The sequence below is a fragment of the Sphingobium sp. TomMM15 genome, assembly GCF_055397045.1.
Map to the genome: position 1 here is coordinate 1 of NZ_AP027314.1, position 17,992 is coordinate 17,992.

General features: G+C 61.1%; 18 protein-coding genes. 10 read left to right on the top strand and 8 right to left on the bottom strand.

Going from position 1 to position 17,992, the window contains the following annotated elements; translation table 11 throughout:
* Both dnaA and ACZ51H_RS00010 read left to right on the top strand, forming a co-directional pair.
* Complete coding sequence (gene dnaA / locus ACZ51H_RS00005; RefSeq protein ID WP_460987328.1) at window positions 1–1,413, top strand: chromosomal replication initiator protein DnaA; 1,413 nt, start codon at window positions 1–3, stop codon at window positions 1,411–1,413.
* Between the two features lie 37 nt (window positions 1,414–1,450).
* Entirely contained in the window at window positions 1,451–2,056 is a 606-nt protein-coding gene (locus ACZ51H_RS00010; RefSeq protein WP_464802063.1) for a peptidylprolyl isomerase, read from the top strand.
* 73 nt (window positions 2,057–2,129) lie between these two features.
* Here the strand turns inward: ACZ51H_RS00010 and ACZ51H_RS00015 are convergent, their stop codons facing one another.
* The 4 genes from ACZ51H_RS00015 to secB form a co-directional block, all read right to left on the bottom strand.
* Window positions 2,130–2,777: a DUF4136 domain-containing protein gene (locus tag ACZ51H_RS00015; protein ID WP_464802064.1), complete on the bottom strand. Its 648-nt coding sequence runs from the start codon at window positions 2,775–2,777 to the stop codon at window positions 2,130–2,132.
* A 165-nt stretch (window positions 2,778–2,942) separates the two neighbouring features.
* Window positions 2,943–3,947: a tryptophan--tRNA ligase gene (gene trpS, locus ACZ51H_RS00020; protein ID WP_464802065.1), complete on the bottom strand. Its 1,005-nt coding sequence runs from the start codon at window positions 3,945–3,947 to the stop codon at window positions 2,943–2,945.
* Window positions 3,948–3,951: 4 nt separating this feature from the next.
* A complete protein-coding gene (gene murJ / locus ACZ51H_RS00025) occupies window positions 3,952–5,544 on the bottom strand; it encodes a murein biosynthesis integral membrane protein MurJ (protein ID WP_464802066.1) in 1,593 nt (530 codons plus the stop codon).
* Window positions 5,545–5,678: 134 nt separating this feature from the next.
* Entirely contained in the window at window positions 5,679–6,179 is a 501-nt protein-coding gene (gene secB / locus ACZ51H_RS00030) for a protein-export chaperone SecB (protein WP_460987336.1), read from the bottom strand.
* A 187-nt stretch (window positions 6,180–6,366) separates the two neighbouring features.
* Between secB and ACZ51H_RS00035 the strand changes: the two genes are divergently transcribed.
* The 4 genes from ACZ51H_RS00035 (at window position 6,367) to ACZ51H_RS00050 (ending at window position 10,595) form a co-directional block, all read left to right on the top strand.
* Window positions 6,367–7,023, top strand: coding sequence for a Tim44/TimA family putative adaptor protein (locus ACZ51H_RS00035; protein WP_464802067.1), 657 nt, complete (start codon window positions 6,367–6,369; stop codon window positions 7,021–7,023).
* Window positions 7,020–8,273: a murein transglycosylase A gene (gene mltA / locus ACZ51H_RS00040; protein WP_464802068.1), complete on the top strand. Its 1,254-nt coding sequence runs from the start codon at window positions 7,020–7,022 to the stop codon at window positions 8,271–8,273. The genes ACZ51H_RS00035 and mltA overlap by 4 nt, the downstream gene beginning before the upstream one ends.
* 12 nt (window positions 8,274–8,285) lie before the next feature.
* Window positions 8,286–8,819, top strand: a complete 534-nt coding sequence (locus ACZ51H_RS00045; protein WP_464802069.1) for a Smr/MutS family protein — start codon at window positions 8,286–8,288, stop codon at window positions 8,817–8,819.
* Window positions 8,820–8,918: 99 nt separating this feature from the next.
* Entirely contained in the window at window positions 8,919–10,595 is a 1,677-nt protein-coding gene (locus ACZ51H_RS00050) for a putative bifunctional diguanylate cyclase/phosphodiesterase (RefSeq protein WP_464802070.1), read from the top strand.
* Window positions 10,596–10,598: 3 nt separating this feature from the next.
* On the opposite strand, the gene dapE is transcribed toward ACZ51H_RS00050, so the two are convergent.
* A complete protein-coding gene (dapE, locus tag ACZ51H_RS00055) occupies window positions 10,599–11,741 on the bottom strand; it encodes a succinyl-diaminopimelate desuccinylase (protein WP_464802071.1) in 1,143 nt (380 codons plus the stop codon).
* Window positions 11,742–11,791: 50 nt separating this feature from the next.
* Between dapE and ACZ51H_RS00060 the strand changes: the two genes are divergently transcribed.
* Complete coding sequence (locus ACZ51H_RS00060; RefSeq protein WP_464802072.1) at window positions 11,792–12,235, top strand: cupin domain-containing protein; 444 nt, start codon at window positions 11,792–11,794, stop codon at window positions 12,233–12,235.
* 41 nt (window positions 12,236–12,276) lie between these two features.
* Window positions 12,277–13,266, top strand: a complete 990-nt coding sequence (locus ACZ51H_RS00065) for a S66 peptidase family protein (protein WP_464802903.1) — start codon at window positions 12,277–12,279, stop codon at window positions 13,264–13,266.
* Window positions 13,267–13,271: 5 nt separating this feature from the next.
* Here ACZ51H_RS00065 and ACZ51H_RS00070 read toward each other — a convergent pair whose 3' ends face one another.
* From ACZ51H_RS00070 to ACZ51H_RS00080, 3 genes are read right to left on the bottom strand one after another with little or no spacing between them, the layout of a single operon-like run.
* Complete coding sequence (locus ACZ51H_RS00070) at window positions 13,272–13,631, bottom strand: hypothetical protein (RefSeq protein ID WP_464794183.1); 360 nt, start codon at window positions 13,629–13,631, stop codon at window positions 13,272–13,274.
* Window positions 13,632–13,676: 45 nt separating this feature from the next.
* Window positions 13,677–14,141 carry a vgr related protein gene (locus tag ACZ51H_RS00075; RefSeq protein ID WP_464802073.1) on the bottom strand — a complete coding sequence of 155 codons (465 nt, stop codon included), beginning with the start codon at window positions 14,139–14,141 and terminating at the stop codon, window positions 13,677–13,679.
* A 3-nt stretch (window positions 14,142–14,144) separates the two neighbouring features.
* Window positions 14,145–14,603: a copper chaperone PCu(A)C gene (locus tag ACZ51H_RS00080; RefSeq protein ID WP_464802074.1), complete on the bottom strand. Its 459-nt coding sequence runs from the start codon at window positions 14,601–14,603 to the stop codon at window positions 14,145–14,147.
* Window positions 14,604–14,776: 173 nt separating this feature from the next.
* Here ACZ51H_RS00080 and dnaK point away from each other — a divergent pair, with 173 nt between their 5' ends.
* Together dnaK and dnaJ are read left to right on the top strand one after the other, a co-directional pair.
* Window positions 14,777–16,675, top strand: a complete 1,899-nt coding sequence (dnaK, locus tag ACZ51H_RS00085) for a molecular chaperone DnaK (RefSeq protein ID WP_460987354.1) — start codon at window positions 14,777–14,779, stop codon at window positions 16,673–16,675.
* Window positions 16,676–16,773: 98 nt separating this feature from the next.
* Entirely contained in the window at window positions 16,774–17,910 is a 1,137-nt protein-coding gene (gene dnaJ, locus ACZ51H_RS00090) for a molecular chaperone DnaJ (RefSeq protein ID WP_464802075.1), read from the top strand.
* The last annotated feature ends 82 nt before the right edge of the window (window positions 17,911–17,992 follow it).

Consider the following 17,992-nt stretch of genomic DNA (forward strand, 5'->3'; position numbering starts at 1 on the left):
ATGAAGGGTTTCACGGCAGTGGCGGATAGTTTGAGCGTTCAGGCATCGCATGATGATGCGCGTCTGGAATCGGCGTGGGACGCGATCCGCGCCGGGCTTCGCCGCGACATCGGCCCGCGCATGTTCGATCAGTGGCTGAAGGCCGCTCGGCTGGGCGACTATTGCCCCGAATCCCAGACGCTGGACCTGCTGTTCGCCTCCGACTTCACGGCCAATTTCGTGTCCGGTCATTTTGGTGACCGCCTTTGCATGGCATGGCGCTGTGCTGGCGTAGGGGTCCGGGAGGTCAGGCTTCGCCGCGCGCCTAACTCCATCGGCCCGCGCCTGCTCGAAGCCGCACCGGTGGAGGAGATCGCCGTTGTTGATCCGGTTTCCCTTGATGCCGCCCCCGCCTGCAATTTCCAGCCGCGCCACAGCTTTGCCGATTTCGTAACCGGCGAATCCAACCACCTCGCCTTTTCCGCGGCGCAGGCGATCGCGGCAGAAGCGCAGCCCCGCTTCAGCCCGCTTTTCATCCATGGCAGCACGGGACAGGGCAAGACGCACCTGCTCCACGCCATCGCCCAGCACTTCTCCACCCACTCTCCCGCCGCGCCCGTGCTCTACATGTCGGCGGAGCGGTTCATGATGGAGTTCGTGAACGCGATGCGCGCGAACGAGACCATGATGTTCAAGGCGCGCCTGCGCGCTGCCCGCCTGCTGCTGATCGACGATATCCAGTTCATCGCGGGCAAGGGCTCCACGCAGGAAGAATTTCTCCACACTATCAATGACTTGATCGATTCTGGCGCTCGCATCGTCGTGACCGCCGACCGCGCCCCGCAACTGCTCGATTCGATCGACGCCCGCATCCTCTCCCGCCTCGCCGGAGGGCTGGTCGCGGACATCCGCCCGGCCGACCTTGACCTGCGCCTGTCCATCCTGGAAGCCAAGCGCGCCATCGCCGGCGACCCGCCGGTCCCTGACGCCGTCATCGATTTTCTAGCGCGTTCAATTCGCTCAAACATTCGTGAGTTAGAAGGCGCTTTCAACAAACTGATCGCCTATGGCCAACTCACTGGCCGCTCCGTCGATCTGGAATTTGCCCAAAGCATGCTCGCCGACGCCGTGCGCGCCAACGCGCGCCGCATCACGGTAGACGAGATCCAGAAGGTCTGCGCGGCGCACTACAAGATCGACGCGTCGGAGATGCGGTCCAAGCGCCGCGCTCGCGCTGTGGCGAGACCCCGTCAGGTGGCCATGTATCTCGCCAAGAAGATGACGCCCCGGTCGCTGCCCGAAATCGGACGCATTTTTGGCGGCCGCGATCATAGCACCGTCATCCACGCCGTGCGCACGATCGAGGGACTGCGGCAAACGAATGCGGATATAGACGCCGACATCCGCGCCCTCCTGCGCCAGCTGGAAAACTGACGCTGACAGCGATGTAGCGATGGATTAGGGTGTCGCCGTGATCCGACATTTTGCCCTTCTGCTCGCTGCTATACTTTCCTTCACGGCCGCTGCTGCTCAGGTTCCGGCTTCTTCTCCTTCCCAGGATGTGCAGGTTGCGCTCGATACAAGTGCTGGCCGCATCATCGTCGCCGTCCATCTAGCCAAGGCGCCGATCACCGCGCGCAACTTCTTGCGCTACGTCGATCAAAAGCGGCTGGACGGCACCACATTCTACCGCGCCGTGGGGACAGCCGATTATGGCTTCGTCCAGGGCGGAACGCAGAATGATCCCGCGCGCGCACTCCCACCCATCGCCCATGAGTCCACCACGCAAACCGGGCTTACCCATGATGAAGGCGCGCTTTCAATGGCACGCTATGCGCCTGGAAGCGCCACCGGGGATTTCTTCATCGTCCTTGGCAAGATGCCCAGCATGGACGCGCAACCCGCGTCGCCGGGCGATAATCAAGGCTTCGCTGTGTTTGCCCATGTGGTGGAGGGCATGGACGTGGTCCGCGCGATCCTCTCGGCACCAAAGTCGCCGACTGAGGGCGAGGGGGTTATGAAGGGGCAGATGCTGGAGCAACCTATCCGGATCACGACAGCCCGACGGCTTCCCTGATCCTGCCAAACCGAGAAAATTCGGCGGTCTCCTACTCCGAAGTGAAGACCGCCGATGAGCGTTTCGTCCGAGATCAGCCCTTCCGTTCCGGCGGCAGGGTGATTTTTACGTCCTCGCCATTCTGCCCCGGAAAGCCGGTGAACATAGCGTCGATCAAGTTGGGGACGAGATAGGTCAACCTGTTCGACAGGGATTGCGCGGACGCCTTGCCTTCGAACAGCCGCCGGTTATCGGCCGCCCGATCGATCTTCATGCTGAGGTCGCTAGTATACACGGTATAGCTGCTGACGTCGTTGTAGCCAGGGCCGAACAGCCACGGGTCATAGAAGCCGTAGCCCCAAGGCCTACCCCAACGGCCGCGCCAACCCCAGCCGCCATAGAAATAGGGGTCGGGCGGGCCGAAGCCGGTAGAGCGCACCTTCTCACGCCCATTATCGACATGATAGGCGACGCGGACGATCAGGTCAGCGCGGGCCGGATCAGATGCTGGAGTGTAGCCGGTCTGCGCCAGGCGTTGACCTACCATCCCTGCATATTGAGAAAATTCTAGGCCACCGGCGAGACGGGGGTCATCGGCAACGATGGTGAAGCTCTGCCCGGCGGGTGCAGGCAATTGCTGGAAGCGCGCGACATTCGCTTTGAAGGATGAAGCACAGCCAGAAAGGGCGATCAGCGCCAACGTCGGCGCCGCAACCATACCAATCTTTTTGATAAGTTTCATATTCCAGCGTCCCTAAGGCAGAGAACCATTGCAACCTTGCGCCCGACAATAGCAGAACGCAACTGAACATCATTTGAACGCTCAAACAAGGCGGGCGGACGCAATAATGTCAGCTATAGGCAAGACGTCACGGGGATCGTTATTCCGTCGACGACGGGCAGCGTTTCAGCGCATCAGGCCCATCGCATCATAGGCCGACCGCAATGCGGGTTCAGCGGCGGCACGCGCCTTCGCCGCACCATTCTCCAATATAGCGTCGAGCGCCGCGTCATCCGTGCGTAGTTCAAGGAAGCGCGTGCGGATAGGCCGGAGGGTTTCAACCAGCAGTTCGCCCAAAGCAGGTTTGAAAGCCCCAAAACCCTTGCCTGCAAATTCGGCGCACACGGCGTCGGCCGTTCTGCCGATCAAGGTCGCGTAGATGCCGATCAGATTATTCGCTTCCGGCCGGCCCTGCAGACCCTCTGCCGTTTCGGGCAATGGTTCCGGATCAGTCTTGGCCTTCTTCACCTTCTGCATGATCGCGTCATCCTCATCGGTGAGGTTGATGCGGCTCATGTCGGACGGATCGGACTTCGACATTTTTGCAGTGCCATCGCGCAAGGACATGATGCGCGCCGATTCCTTGGGGATGATCGGATCAGGCAAGGTAAACAGCTCGACCCCGAAATCCGTGTTGAACTTTGTGGCGATATCCCGGGCCAGTTCGAGATGCTGCTTCTGGTCCTCGCCCACAGGCACATGCGTAGCGTTATACACGAGGATGTCGGCTGCCTGCAGCACCGGATAGACGAACAGGCCGATCGAGGCGCCTTCGCGATCCTTGCCGACCTTGTCCTTGAACTGCGTCATGCGGTTCAGCCAGCCAATCCGCGCCGTGCCGTTCAGCAACCAGCATAGCTCCGCATGGGCGGGGACCCGTGCCTGATTGAACAGTACGGAGCGATCGGGATCAATCCCCGCAGCGACAAGCGCCGCCGCCATGTCCCGGACATTACGGATGCGCTGCTCGCGCCCCTCATGCACGGTGATTGAGTGCATGTCGGCTAGAAAGAAGAAGCATTGGCTTGCCGCATCCATCTCATCCTGCATGCGCACCCAATTGCGGATCGCGCCCAGATAATTGCCCAGGTGCAGATTACCGGTCGGCTGGATGCCGGAAAGGACGCGCATTCTTCTATCCATTCTCTTGGGTTGTGGTTGAACCCCGTCGGCGCATGAGTGCCTTAAGGTCGGACACGCGATAGGCGCCCGTCAGGAAACAGGCTATCCCGTAAAGCGCTATCCCCGCGCCGACAAGCACGGCCAGCGCAAGATAACGCTGGATCATTGCCCCCGCCAACCATGGTTCAAGGAGGCTTTCGCCCGCGACAAGCGCGCCGCCCATGACGAGTGCTGCCAGCGCAAGTCGAGGAAGCCTTCGGCGCAGCTGCGCATCAGCGATGAAATGGCCGCGCTTTACCAGCGTTGCATAAAGCATGGCGACATTGACGGTCGAGGACATCGCAGTCGCCAGCGGCGGGCCTACATGCCCGAGCAGGGGGATTAGTGCGATATTGCCGATGATGTTGATGAGGATGGATAGCATCGCATAACGCACCGGCGTTTTGGTGTCGCCACGCGCATAATAGCCGGGCGTCAGAACCTTCACGAGCACATAGGAGGGGAGGCCGATCGAGAAGGCGGACAATGCCCAGCCACAGCGACGCGCATCCTCAACGCTGAAGCGGCCATATTGAAAAAGGCCGCGAACGATCGGCTCGGCAACCGTGATGAAGGCGATCGTCGCGGGCAATGTGAGAAAGAGGGCCAACTCCACGCCGCGATTTTGCGTTTCCATGGCCACCTGCTCCTGCCCCGTCGACAGAAGCCGGGAAATGGTCGGCAGCAATATGGTGCCAAGGCCGATCCCGATCAGTCCAAGCGGCAGTTGGTTCAACCGATCGGCGTAGTAGATATAGGTGATCGACCCGGAGGCTAGCAGCCAACCGGACAAGGCAGTGGAAATAAGCAGGTTGATCTGCGAAGCGCCAGCACCGGCGGCAGCTGGCACGATAAGACGCAGCAATTCACGCACGTCACCGTCAAGACGGGGGCGTTTGATCTTCATCGATACGCCCGCGCGACGGCAGGCCCAGATCAGCCATAAGAGTTGCAGCGCTCCGCCCACAGTGACCGATGTGGCCTGGACACGAGCCGTTTCATATTCGTCCGCCCCGTGGAAAAGCCACAGCCCGGCGATCATGGCGACATTGAGCAATATCGGGGCGGCCGCATTCACCCAGAATTTATCGAGCGAATTCAATATGCCGCCCAACAAGGAAGCAAGGCTGATCAGCGCGAGATAGGGCAGGGTGATGCGCGACAACAGCACCGCGAAGGCAAACTGCTCCGGCGTCGGGTTTTGGCGCGAGAAACCGCCAGACAACAGCCAGGTGATGGGGTAGGCCGCAGCAATCAGGATGACAGTGAAAAGAATAAGCACCGGCAACAGGATGGCAAGCGCACGTTCGGCGAAATGGTAACCGTCCGCGACACCGCCCGGCCCCGCCGCCTTGCGGTTGAACATCGGAATGAAGGCTGCGGAAAAGGCGCCCTCCGCAAACAGGGCGCGAAACATGTTGGGCAGGCGAAATGCTACGCCATTGAAGGCGTCCGACGCAAAGCCTGCACCGACATAGCGCGCGGCCAATGAGTCACGGACCAGCGCGAGCACCCTGCTGGCGAGCGTCAGCCCGCCTACCGAGCCAAGCGCCTTGACCAACTTCATGGGATTATCTCTCCCGCCGAGCGAGGTTGGGCTGGTCCGTTCTGCCTACGGCCGAAGCGCAGGGCAGTTCGCTTACTCCGATTACCGCAAGCTTGGCGAGCCCAGCGGGAGCGGAGTGCGGCCTCATATGTGCTTCAGGCGTGACCAGCCGGTTCGCCAGCGGTTTGTGCGATCGCCTGAGCCTGCTGCTCGTAAAGTCCACCGAAATCGATCGGGTCCAGCAACAGCGGCGGGAAACCGCCATCGCGGATCGCATCGGCCAGAACGCGGCGGGCGAAGGGAAAGAGCAGGCGCGGCGCTTCTGCCAGCATGAAAGGCTGAAGCTGTTCGTCCGGCACATTGCGCATGCCGAAGAGCGCGGCGTACAGCAGTTCGACCGCAAATGCCGTACCCTGCGGAGCGAGCGCCTTCACTTCGATTTTCAAGGAAACTTCTACGACTTCATCACCGACCTTGTCGGCCCCGATGTTGAACTGAACATCGATTTGCGGCTGATCTGGCCATTGGTAGACGGCAGGCGAATTAGGGTTCTCGAACGAGAGATCCTTCACATATTGGCTGATGAGCGCGATCTGTGGGCTCGTGTCGGCGCCGTTACCCGCGCTGGTCTGGATCGTATCGGCTTCGTCGGCCATTTGAGTTCCCTGAATTTCCTGTTGGTCCGGGGGCAACAAGCCCCAAGACGTTGGCCCGTGCGCTTAGCAGGGGCGGCGGGGCAGGGCAATGCCGCCGCCAAAAGGCGCCATTTGAATATGGGCGGAAACATGCCTATGTTGGTTGCGTTGTCGTTTTCCAGATCTAGTCTAAAGGGTTCTTTGCCCCGTGTATGTAATCGTGATCCTCGCCCTCATCGCCGGTTTTCTGGCGTTGCGGCTCTACTCCGTACTGGGAAAGCGGACGGGGCATGAGCAGGAACCTGCGTTGCGTCCCGCTGAGGAAAGGGCAAAGGTAACTGTACTTCAGCCTCGCACGATGACGGACATGGCCGGTGATTCGGTGCGGTTGGCCGATGGCTTGATCGCCCAAGGTGGCGAAGCTGGTGTGCGCGCATTGATCGCGGCCGACCGGAATTTCGATGTCCCGCAATTTGTCGAGGGTGCGAAAGCAGCCTACAAGATGGTGCTGGAGGCATTCTGGCGCGGCGATCGTTCGGAACTGGAATGGTTGTGCGATACAGAAGTGCTGACCTCTTTTGAGGAAGCGATTGCACAGCGCGAGGCGGCTGGTCATGTGCTCGATAACCGGCTTGTTCGGATCGAAAAGGCGCAGATCGTGGGCGCCCGCGTCGATGGACGTGTTGCCGAAGTCTCGCTTCGGTTCGAGGCGGATATCGCAGCGGTGACTAGAGACAAGGATGGCAATGTCGTTGCAGGTTCGCTGACCGATGCGGTGGGCACCAACGACATCTGGACGTTCACGCGCGATTTGCGCAGCACCGATCCCAACTGGAAGCTTAGCGAAACCGACGAGGCCGCATGAACTTCAGGCAGCCGTGGGCAGCGCTGTCGGCTGCGCTGCTCTTGTCGGCATGCGCGGGCGGTGTCATCCCACCCGGAGCCACAGGTCCTGCCCCTTCAAGGCCAGTGCGCGGGTCCGAGGCCCCGGTCAGCGCAGTTCCCGCGACGCCGCGCCCCGCTTTGCCGTCCGCGACGCCATCGACCCAGGCCGCCGACAATTTAACTGCGGTCGCTGCCGGAGTTGCGCGTGGCCCCGATATTGCACCGCTGATCGAAGCAGGAGAGCGTTCACGCAAGGCGCTGGAGGCATTTCGTCTTTCCTGCCCGTCGCTGATGAAGCGCATCGATCAGAGCGGCCTTACAAAAGGGTCCGATTGGAACAACGCCTGCGCTGCCGCGTCCAGCTGGCCTGAAGCGAGCGCCAACGAATTTTTCGCCCGCTATTTCGAGGCGGTGCAGGTTGGCCCAGGCACAGCGTTCGTCACTGGATATTATGAGCCTGAAATCTCCGGGTCGCGAAATGAGCAAGCAGGCTACCAGATCCCGATCTATCGCCGTCCGCCCGAGCTGATCGACGTCAATCTTGGCCTGTTCAGTGACAGTCTGAAGGGCAAGGCCATACGCGGCAAAGTGCAAGGGAGCAATTTCGTCCCGTTTGACGAGCGTTCCCAAATCGTCGCTGGAGCGCTCGCCGGTCGCGGGCTCGAACTTGCGTGGGCGGCGGACCCGGTCGAATTCTTCTTCCTTCAAGTGCAGGGCAGTGGACGTCTGCTGCTGCCCGGCGGCGATGTCATGCGGATCGGCTATGACGGGCAGAATGGCCGCGATTATGCTGGCATCGGCAAGCTGATGAAGGATCGCGGACTGATCCAGGCGGGGTCGATGCAGGATATCATGGCATGGTTGCGCGCCAACCCGGTGGAGGGCGCGCAGATCATGAATGAAAACAAGAGCTTCGTGTTTTTTCGCGAACTGACAGGGCCGGGGCCGATTGGCGCCATGGGAGTGCCGGTGACGGCGGAGGCGACCGTGGCCGCTGATCCGCGATATGTCCCGATGGGCGCGCCGGTGCTGCTTTCGCTTGATCGCGCCGAGCCCAATGGCGTCTGGATTGCCCAGGATACGGGCGGTGCCATCAAAGGCGCCAATCGATTCGACAGCTTCTGGGGTGCAGGTAGCCGAGCGCGGTCGATCGCCGGGGGCATGTCGGCACGCGGTAGCGCGCTGATCTTGCTGCCCGTTGGATCGGCGGCGCGGCTGGCGTCTCAATAATTGCGGTTGGCGATGGCCCGGCGGCATCTTTCCTCTGATGAACAGGCGCTTTGGAGCGCTCTTACTCGATCCGTTCGTCCGCTGCGGCTCGGTCGATATAAAGTCGACATAGCTGAGTCTGTCGCAACGGTGCCAAGCAGTCGAGCTTTGCCGCTTGTTCCTTCGCGGCCTATGGAAACACGTCCATCCCGCTCCCCGGCAGCTATTCTCGATAGTGGGTGGGAGCGCCGTATCCGTGGCGGGACACTGGCACCTGACGTGGCAATCGACCTCCACGGTCACACCCTCTCGAGCGCGCATGCAATGCTGAATCAGGCGCTTTCGTCCGCATTGGCCCGTGATTTGCGCATCCTGCTCGTGATTACAGGGAAGCCCCCCAAAGCTGCTGTTCCAAACCGAGAATCCCGGCGGGGCGCAATCCGGGGCGAGATCGGTCACTGGCTCGAAACCAGCCCCTTTTCCGACCGGATCGCGAGCGTCAGACAGGCCCATCCCCGCCATGGCGGCGACGGAGCTATCTACATCATATTGCGGCGCAAAAAATAGCCGTGCGAAGGTCTGCCACTGACCTTTTCTTAACCAGCATCCTCCATAAGCATCCCGATCCGTGGCTCATTATCGAGCTGCGCTCTGGGCAGGAGGCACATGCAGGGCGTGACATTGAAAAGCCGCGCCACTGCCTTCGCCTGCGCCGCGGGGGCGCTGGTGTTCATCCTGTCGCTTGTGCTTGGGCAGGATCAGGCCGACGATATCCTGGGGATCGGCAGATCGCTGATCGTCGCGATCCTTTGCGGCACATTGAGCTGGGCTTCAGCGCGCCAGACGGTCGCCACGACCGCGAGCGCCATTGATGTCGCAACCGAAAGGTTGATCGCTGCTGCCCATGGTGATCTGCAATCGTCCGTACCGCCTGAGATTGCCGTCGAATTGCCCGACCTGTCGGTGGCAATGACCAGCCTGTTCAGTCAGGTCCGCACCAACCTCGACCATGTGCAAACACTCGCATTGTTTGACCAGGTGACGGGCCTAGCCAACCGCACCAGCTTTTGCCGACAGGTTGAAAGGTTACTTGCAGAGCGGGAAGAGACCTGTGCAGCGGCGCTGTTCTTCATCGATCTCGACGGCTTCAAGGGGGTGAATGACACGCTGGGCCATGCTGCGGGCGACCAGCTGCTTGCCCGCGTCGCCGGACGTCTCCGCGAAGTCGTGATGGCGCAGGTCAGTGCAGGCATGCACGATGCTGTCATCGGTCGGCTCGCGGGTGATGAGTTCACGATGTTCTTCCCCCAGTTGCCCGGACCCGAGGCTGCGAGTCGGATCGCGCGCGCTATTCAATTCGCGCTGAGCGAGCGCTTCGATCTGGGCAGCCAGCATATAGAGTTGGGCGCATCGATCGGCATCGCCTGTTACCCCGATCACGGCGATACCCTCTCTGCCCTGCTGCGATCCGCCGATATCGCCATGTATCATGCCAAGCATCGGGGCCGGAACCGGGCCGAGATGTTCACCGCCGAACTGGCGCTCGAAGCCGCCGACCGCGCCGAACTGGAGCGGGATTTGTTGCTGGCGTTGCAACGGGACGAGTTTATTCTGGAGTTCCAGCCACAGGTGGAGGCTGTGAGTGGTCGGGTCGTCACGGCCGAAGCCTTGATCCGCTGGGCACATCCCGAACGTGACATGGTCATGCCGGGCTTCTTCGTACCTGTCGCGGAGGAAAGCGGCGCCATTGTTGCGTTGGGCGATTGGGTAATGAGCCGCGTTTGCGAAACGGCGGCGCGTTGGTCGAGGGCCGAGATCGGGCAGCGCATCGCGGTCAACATCTCGTCACGGGAACTGTCCCAAGCGGATTTCTTCCTGCGGCTGCGGCATGCCATGGCGGCGCATCAGACCCCCCCGCACATGCTGGAACTGGAAATTTCCGAATCGCTGGCAATGGGAATGGACGAGCGGGTGCGTGCGCAGTTGAAAGCGCTGCGTGAGGAAGGCGTGCGGATCGCCATCGATGATTTCGGTACTGGCTATTCCAACCTGTCCCGCCTTAAGGAGCTGCCCGTCGATCGGGTCAAGATCGACCGGAGTCTGGTGCGCGACATCGCCGTATCAGCCGAGGCACGTACCATTTGCAGTGCCGTTGTCGGGCTAATCCAGGGGCTGGGTATGGAGGTCGTGGTGGAGGGCGTCGAATCGGAAGCGCAAATGGAAATGCTGCGCGTTATCGGTTGCACGATGTTCCAGGGATATCATTTCGCCCGACCCACCAGCGAGCAGGATTATCTGGCCCGCTTTGCACCAAAGCAGGCCATCCAGCGCCGCATGGTTTGAAGATCAGGCCGCTAAGGCCCGGCGGACAACAAGCGCGTATATGCGCGTCAGATCTTGCAGGTCCTGTACGGCCACTGCTTCATCCAGCTTGTGCATCGTCGCATTGTTCAAGCCGAATTCGACCACGGGGCAGAGTCGCGAGAGGAAACGGGCGTCCGAAGTGCCACCAGTGGTGGAAAGTTCCGCTTCCACCCCGGTCACTTCCCTGATCGCTCCTGCGACAAGGCTGGACAAGGCTCCGGGTTCGGTCAGAAATGGTTCGCCGCTGATCTTTGCGGTGACGGTGCCGCCCTCCGCTGCGGCGATCGCGTTGATCCGTTCAATCAACTGCGCGCCACTATGTCGATCATTGAAGCGGACGGAGATGCGTGCATTCGCTGCGGCTGGAATGACATTGGTTGCGGAGTTGCCGACTTCCAGGTCGGTGATCTCGATATTGCTTGGCTGAAACCAGTCGGTGCCTTCGTCCAGCACCACGGCATCTATGGCGGCAAGAATGCGAACGAGCCGTGGCACGGGATTGTCGGCCAGATGCGGATAGGCGACATGCCCCTGCACTCCGTCAACCCGGATCCACATGTTCACCGAACCGCGTCGGCCCACTTTGATGACGTCTCCGAGCCGCTGGGATGACGTGGGTTCACCAACCAGGCAGAGATCGGGCCGTAGTCCATGCGCGGCCATGCGATCCATGAGCGCCAGCGTGCCGAAAACCGCAGGGCCTTCTTCGTCGCCAGTGATGATGAGGCTGACCGTACCCGGCAAGTCTTCCGGAATGCTGGCAAGCGCGGCGACGAATGCAGCGATCGATCCCTTCATATCGACTGCGCCGCGACCATAGAGCAGGTCGCCGCGAAGCTCGGGCGTGAATGGGTCGCTTGTCCAGCCATCCCCGGGCGGCACGACGTCCAGATGTCCGGCGAAGGCGAAGTGCGGACCCGCTCCGGTCGTCCGCCAGGCGAGCAGATTTTCGACCGGACCGTCGGGCTCGTCCCCCACAACAAAGCGGTCGACCGTGAAGCCGAGCGGAACCAGCATCGCTTCCAGAACGGCGAAAACCTCACCCCGCGCAGGCGTTACCGAAGGACATGCAATCAGCTTTCGTGCTATGTCCACTGTGTCGGCATTGGTGCTGGTCATGCTCATGGGGCTGCGTTAGCGAAAGCCGAGCGCCTTTGCCAGCGGAGGAAGAGATCATGCCCAAGATCGATCTTGCAGCCATAGAGCAGAACAACAGGACCGGTTATCCGGCACCCTATTCTGGGGCAGTCGATGGACGCTGGGTGCGAAAGCTCGGCCATAGTTGCGGGCTCGCCGATTTTGGCATCAGTCATGTGATATTGAAACCAGGCGCGGCTTCATCGCAGCGGCACTGGCATGAGGACGAAGATGAATTCGTCGTCATGCTGAGCGGGCAGGCCGTGCTGATCGAAGAAGAAGGCCGCTTTTCGATGCAGGCAGGTGACATGGCAGCTTTTCCAAAGGGAGAGCCGAATGGGCACCAGCTTATCAATGAAAGTGAGGGCGATTGCGAGTTCCTGGCTTTCGGGCGAGTGCCGCAGGGGGACGCGCATTATCCTGACATCGATCTTAGATGGTCGATGGGAGGCTATCGGCGCAAGGACGGGAGCGCTTTTTGAGCGGCTATCCGGGCTTCGACAGGCGGATGATGCTGGCGGGCATGGGGACCGCCCTGTTGGCCGCCAAGGCACCTGCTCCAATCCTCATCAAGCCGCCACGCTTGCGTCCGGGCGATGTCGTGGGGCTTGTTGAGCCAGCGGGCTTTACGGATGATATGTTCGATCTGGCTGTCGTGCGGGAAACGATATTAGCGATGGGGTTGAAGCCCAAGCCTGCCCGGCATCTGGTCGAACGATATGGCTATCTGGCGGGCAAGGACGAGGACCGGGCCGCCGATGTGAACGCGATGTTTGCCGATCCGGAGGTCCGGGCCGTGTTTGCTGTTCGCGGCGGATGGGGATGCGCGCGCATCCTGCCTCATCTGGACTTTGCAACGATTCGCGCGAACCCCAAGCTGCTGATCGGATTCAGCGATATAACCGCGCTACACATGGCCTTTGCGACGCGAGCGGGCTTTACGACGATCCATGGACCCAATGCCGCAAGCAGCTGGCCGCAATTCAGTTGGGATGCCTTTCGCGCGATTGCCTTTGAGGGCGCTACTCCGACATTGATCAACCCGCAGCCCAAGGAGGACCGGCTGGTTCCATTGGGCGGGCGCATCCGGACCTTTGGCGCAGGACGTGCCAGCGGGCGATTGCTGGGCGGCAATCTGACCGTGCTGGCGGCCATGGTGGGCACGGGCTGGCTGCCAGACTTTGCGGGTGCCATCCTGTTTCTGGAGGATGTGGATGAGGCACCCTACCGGATCGACCGGATGCTGACCCAGCTGTCGCAGGCAGGCATTCTTGGCAAGGTTGCGGGCGTGGTATTTGGTCAATGCACAAGCTGTAGCGCACGGGAGCCGTCCTATGGCGGTTTCACCTTGTCCGAAGTGCTGCAGCAGCATTTCGGCCCCCTTGGCGTTCCAGCATTTCAAGGCGCTGCCATAGGTCATGTCGCGAGCCAGTTCAGCCTGCCGTTGGGCGTGCGCGCTGAAATTGATGCTGATGCGGGGAGCATCCGTTTGCTGGAGGCGGCGGTTAGCTGAGGATTTCAGTCCGCCTCGTCTGAGGGACGGATGTAAGCTCCGCGTCCATCGGGCGGGATCAGTTCGTTGCCCCGGATAGTCAGCGTCAGCGTATTGAAACCGGGCTGCGGCACGTCTTTCGTCGGTTCGGCCAGCAGCCGGACGGTGTCATCCACCTCCTGCCAGCGTCCTTCGGCGAAAAGATCAAGAGCGCCATAGACGAGATACCATTGAAACCGCCCATCCGGCCGGAGCATCAGTTCAGATCCGGTCTCCATGACGCCACGAAGATAATAATGGCCCGCACGCTGAGTGGGCGAAGGCTCTGCCAAGGCTGGCGTGGCGAGGAAGGCCGCCAGCGGTAGGAATGGTGCGATCAGCCGCATGCGGGCCAAGATAACAGATTTTGGCGACGAAAACCTGTCTTACGACTAGGCCCGGCTGAAGGGGAGTAGCTCTTCATAGACATGCAGCGGCGGCTTGCCCTCCACGCGTGCGCCTTTCCGCATCAGAAACGCATGGCGGACGATCTCCGCCTGTTGTTCAAGTCCATACCCCCCGAAAGGCCGACCCTGCACAATGTCGTAACCATAGCGGCAGAAGGGATGGCGCATCAGCGGCAGATACCATTTGCCGCCCCTCTGAGCCTGCCAGACATGGGTCATCTCGTGGATGAAATGACCCTGCAAGTGCAGCCCCTGGTCGCAGAAATCCGCGCAGAAGAGGCCGCTCCTGGGATTGAACCAAAGATGCCCGTCCGGCGACATCGTCACGCGGGCGGGCTGAAATGGCCACCATTTACGATTGTGTGCCCGCACCTCTTCATAGGCGATCGCATCGCCGAAAACTGATCGGGCTAGCGCGACTTCTCCCAAGGTCAGAGGTCGGCTGGTCAATGCTTATTTGGCTCCCTCGGCCTTGGGAGTTGGCGCGCCAGGCTTCTGGATCGCGGCGTCGACCAGCAGTCGGTCGCCATTGGCGAGGAGGAAGGTCAGCGTCATCTTGCCCCGGTTGATAGCCGTATCATTGACTCCCCAGATCATCAGATGCTTGCCGCCCGGCGCGAAGGCGACCTTCGTCTTGGCGGGAATGTCGACTGAATCGATCTTCTGCATCATCATCATGCCGTCATGATCCATGCTCTCGTGCATCTCTACCTTGAGCGCGTAATCGGTGAGCACGCCGCGTAGTTGCGTCGCTGCGTCACCGCCATGCACCACGAAATATCCAGCCGATGGTGTGTCCTTGTTGGGGCTCAGGCGGACCCAGGCCTGGTCGATATAGGTCGGTGCAGGATCGCCGCATGCCGCAAGCGTGAAAGGAGCGGCAAGGGCAAAGAAGCTTAAGAGTGCGCGCATCAGGAGGCTTTCGTGACTGTCTCGTTTCCGGTCGGTTGTTACGGTAATCGCCCGCGCTTCTTGTGCCAAGAAAGATCACGCCTATATCCCATCCGCAAACGGCCTTGCCTTGGCGCTTTCGTGAGGTATGGGGCCGTCAACCGCTGAATGAAATTGGGGTTTAAGAGGACAAGATGGGAAAAGTAATCGGCATTGACCTTGGCACCACCAACAGCTGCGTGGCTGTGATGGATGGCGGCAAGCCCAAGGTGATCGAAAATGCGGAAGGCGCGCGCACGACGCCGTCGATCGTGGCCTTCACCAAGGATGGCGAGCGCCTGATCGGCCAGCCCGCCAAGCGACAGGCCGTCACCAATCCGGACAACACGATTTTCGCGGTGAAGCGCCTTATCGGCCGACGCTTCGACGATCCGACCACCAAGAAGGACATGGAGCTGGTCCCCTATCACATCGTGAAGGGAGGCAATGGCGACGCATGGGTGCAGGCGGGCGGCAAGGATTATTCGCCTTCGCAGATTTCTGCCTTCACGCTTCAGAAAATGAAGGAAACCGCTGAGTCTTACCTCGGCGAGACGGTCACTCAGGCGGTCATCACCGTTCCCGCATACTTCAACGATGCCCAGCGTCAGGCGACCAAGGACGCCGGGCAGATCGCGGGCCTTGAAGTGCTGCGCATCATCAACGAGCCGACCGCGGCTGCGCTCGCCTATGGGCTGGAGAAGCAGGACGGCAAGACGATCGCGGTCTATGACCTTGGCGGCGGCACCTTCGACATCTCGATTCTCGAAATCGGCGATGGCGTGTTTGAGGTGAAGTCGACCAACGGCGACACCTTCCTTGGCGGTGAAGATTTCGACGCCAAGCTGGTCGAATATCTGGCCGAAGGCTTCAAGAAGGATGAGGGCATCGACCTCACCAAGGACAAGCTGGCCCTTCAGCGTCTAAAGGAAGCGGCCGAGAAGGCGAAGATCGAATTGTCCTCGGCGCAGTCGACCGAAGTCAACCTGCCCTTCATCACTGCCGACCAGAATGGTCCCAAGCATCTGGTGAAGAACATCACCCGCGCCGATCTGGAGCGTCTGGTGACGGACCTCATCAAGCGCACCATGGAGCCTTGCAAGAAGGCTATGGCGGACGCTGGAATTTCTGCGAGCGAGATCAGCGAAGTCGTCCTCGTCGGCGGCATGACCCGCATGCCCAAGGTGCGCGAGGCCGTGAAGGAATTCTTCGGCAAGGAACCGCACACCGGCGTCAACCCGGACGAAGTCGTCGCCATGGGCGCGGCCATCCAGGCTGGCGTGTTGCAGGGCGACGTCAAGGATGTGCTGTTGCTCGACGTCACCCCGCTTTCGCTTGGCATCGAGACGCTGGGCGGCGTGTTCACCCGCATGATCGACCGCAACACCACCATCCCGGCCAAGAAGTCGCAGGTCTATTCGACCGCTGACGACAATCAGCAGGCGGTGACGATCCGCGTGTTCCAAGGTGAACGTGAAATGGCGGCGGACAACAAGTTGCTCGGCCAGTTCGATCTGGTCGGCATCCCGCCCGCGCCGCGCGGTGTGCCGCAGATCGAGGTCACCTTCGACATCGACGCCAACGGCCTCGTCAACGTCCATGCCAAGGACAAGGGCACGGGTAAGGAACAGCAGATCCGCATTCAGGCTTCGGGTGGTCTCAGCGACGCCGACATCGACCAGATGGTCAAGGACGCCGAGCGCTTCGCCGAAGAGGACAAGAAGCGGCGTGAAGGCGCGGAGGCGAAGAACAATGCCGAAAGCCTGATCCACACCACCGAGCAGCAGCTTTCTGAACATGGCGACAAGGTGGAAGCGGCCCTTAAGTCCGAGATCGAAACCGCGATTGCCGCGACCAAATCCGCTGTCGAAGGCGGCGACGCCGAAGCGATGAAGGCCAAAGCGCAGGAACTCGCCCAGGTTGCGATGAAGCTCGGCCAGGCGATCTACGAGAAGGAACAGGCTCAGGCCTCGGCTCCGGGCGCTGAAGCTCCGAAGGCTGATGACGATGTCGTGGACGCCGAATTTTCGGAAGTAGACGACAACAAGGCATAAGGCCCGATGAAACGGTTCTCGACTTCGCTCGAACCGAACGGTTATGGTAGCCGTTCGTGCCGGGCGAAGCCGAGGGACGTGCGCGCGCCGGGGGCGAGATGAGTAGCGAATTGGACTATTACGAATTGCTCGAGGTCGAGCGCACCGCCGACGCGGGCGTGATCAAGAGCGCCTATCGCAAGCTGGCGATGAAATATCACCCGGACAAGACCGGGGGATGCAGCGACGGCGAGGCGAGGTTCAAGGCGGTTTCCGAAGCCTATGAGTGCCTGAAGGACCCGCAGAAGCGCGCGGCTTACGATCGTTATGGCCATGCGGCCTATACCAACGCCCAGAATGGCGGTGGTGGCGGCTTCAACGGGCGTGGCGGCGCGGGCGGCTTTTCCGACCTTGGCGATATTTTCGAGACGATCTTCGGCCAGAGCGGCTTTGGCGGCGGCGGCCGTCAGGCGCAGCGGCGCGGCGCAGATTTGCGCTACGACATGGAGATTACGCTCGACGAAGCCTATCACGGCAAGAAGACCGAGATAGAGATCGAAGTCTCCGCCTCCTGCGAAAGCTGCGACGGATCGGGCGCTCAGCCCGGCACTGGCGTCAAGACCTGCGGCACCTGTGGCGGTCATGGCCAGGTCCGCGCGCAACAGGGCTTCTTCGTGGTGGAACGCACTTGCCCCGGTTGCCACGGCGCTGGCCAAGTCATCGAAAGCCCCTGCCGCACCTGCCGCGGCGAAGGGCGGGTAGACAAGCCCAAGACGCTGTCGGTCAACATCCCGGCCGGTGTCGATGAAGGCACCCGCATCCGCCTTTCCGGCGAAGGCGAAGCAGGCGCACGCGGTGCTCCTGCAGGCGACCTATACATCTTCCTTCATGTGAAGCGACATTCGCTGTTCGAACGCGACGGCACGACGCTCTTCTGCCGCGCGCCCATCAGCTTCACCACGGCGGCACTCGGCGGTTGCATCGAAGTGCCCGGCCTCGACGGCCAACGGCATGAGATCAAAATCCCGAGCGGCATCCAGTCCGGCAAGCAAATCCGTCAGCGCGGCGCTGGCATGCCGGTGCTGAACGGACGAGGGCAGGGCGACCTTGTGATCCAGGTCGATGTCGAAACCCCGACCCGCCTTTCCGCCAAGCAAAAGGAACTGCTCGAAGCTTTCCGCGACACGGAAACCGGCGAGGAATGCCCGCAATCCACCGGCTTCTTCAGCAAGCTCAAGGAATTGTGGGGCGACTAAGCGCGCGCCGTTTCAGACCTGAAATCAGAAAGGCCGGGCGCAGCACCATCTGCCCCGGCCTTTTTGCATCAGCTGGGCAGAA

Coding starts and splice junctions, on each gene's coding strand:
- dnaA (WP_460987328.1), top strand. CDS start 1: ATGAAGGGTTTCACGGCAGTGGCGGATAGTTTGAGCGTTCAGGCATCG.
- ACZ51H_RS00015 (WP_464802064.1), bottom strand. CDS start 2,777: ATGAAACTTATCAAAAAGATTGGTATGGTTGCGGCGCCGACGTTGGCG.
- trpS (WP_464802065.1), bottom strand. CDS start 3,947: ATGCGCGTCCTTTCCGGCATCCAGCCGACCGGTAATCTGCACCTGGGC.
- murJ (WP_464802066.1), bottom strand. CDS start 5,544: ATGAAGTTGGTCAAGGCGCTTGGCTCGGTAGGCGGGCTGACGCTCGCC.
- secB (WP_460987336.1), bottom strand. CDS start 6,179: ATGGCCGACGAAGCCGATACGATCCAGACCAGCGCGGGTAACGGCGCC.
- mltA (WP_464802068.1), top strand. CDS start 7,020: ATGAACTTCAGGCAGCCGTGGGCAGCGCTGTCGGCTGCGCTGCTCTTG.
- ACZ51H_RS00045 (WP_464802069.1), top strand. CDS start 8,286: ATGGCCCGGCGGCATCTTTCCTCTGATGAACAGGCGCTTTGGAGCGCT.
- ACZ51H_RS00050 (WP_464802070.1), top strand. CDS start 8,919: ATGCAGGGCGTGACATTGAAAAGCCGCGCCACTGCCTTCGCCTGCGCC.
- dapE (WP_464802071.1), bottom strand. CDS start 11,741: ATGAGCATGACCAGCACCAATGCCGACACAGTGGACATAGCACGAAAG.
- ACZ51H_RS00060 (WP_464802072.1), top strand. CDS start 11,792: ATGCCCAAGATCGATCTTGCAGCCATAGAGCAGAACAACAGGACCGGT.
- ACZ51H_RS00065 (WP_464802903.1), top strand. CDS start 12,277: ATGGGGACCGCCCTGTTGGCCGCCAAGGCACCTGCTCCAATCCTCATC.
- ACZ51H_RS00070 (WP_464794183.1), bottom strand. CDS start 13,631: ATGCGGCTGATCGCACCATTCCTACCGCTGGCGGCCTTCCTCGCCACG.
- ACZ51H_RS00080 (WP_464802074.1), bottom strand. CDS start 14,603: ATGCGCGCACTCTTAAGCTTCTTTGCCCTTGCCGCTCCTTTCACGCTT.
- dnaK (WP_460987354.1), top strand. CDS start 14,777: ATGGGAAAAGTAATCGGCATTGACCTTGGCACCACCAACAGCTGCGTG.
- dnaJ (WP_464802075.1), top strand. CDS start 16,774: ATGAGTAGCGAATTGGACTATTACGAATTGCTCGAGGTCGAGCGCACC.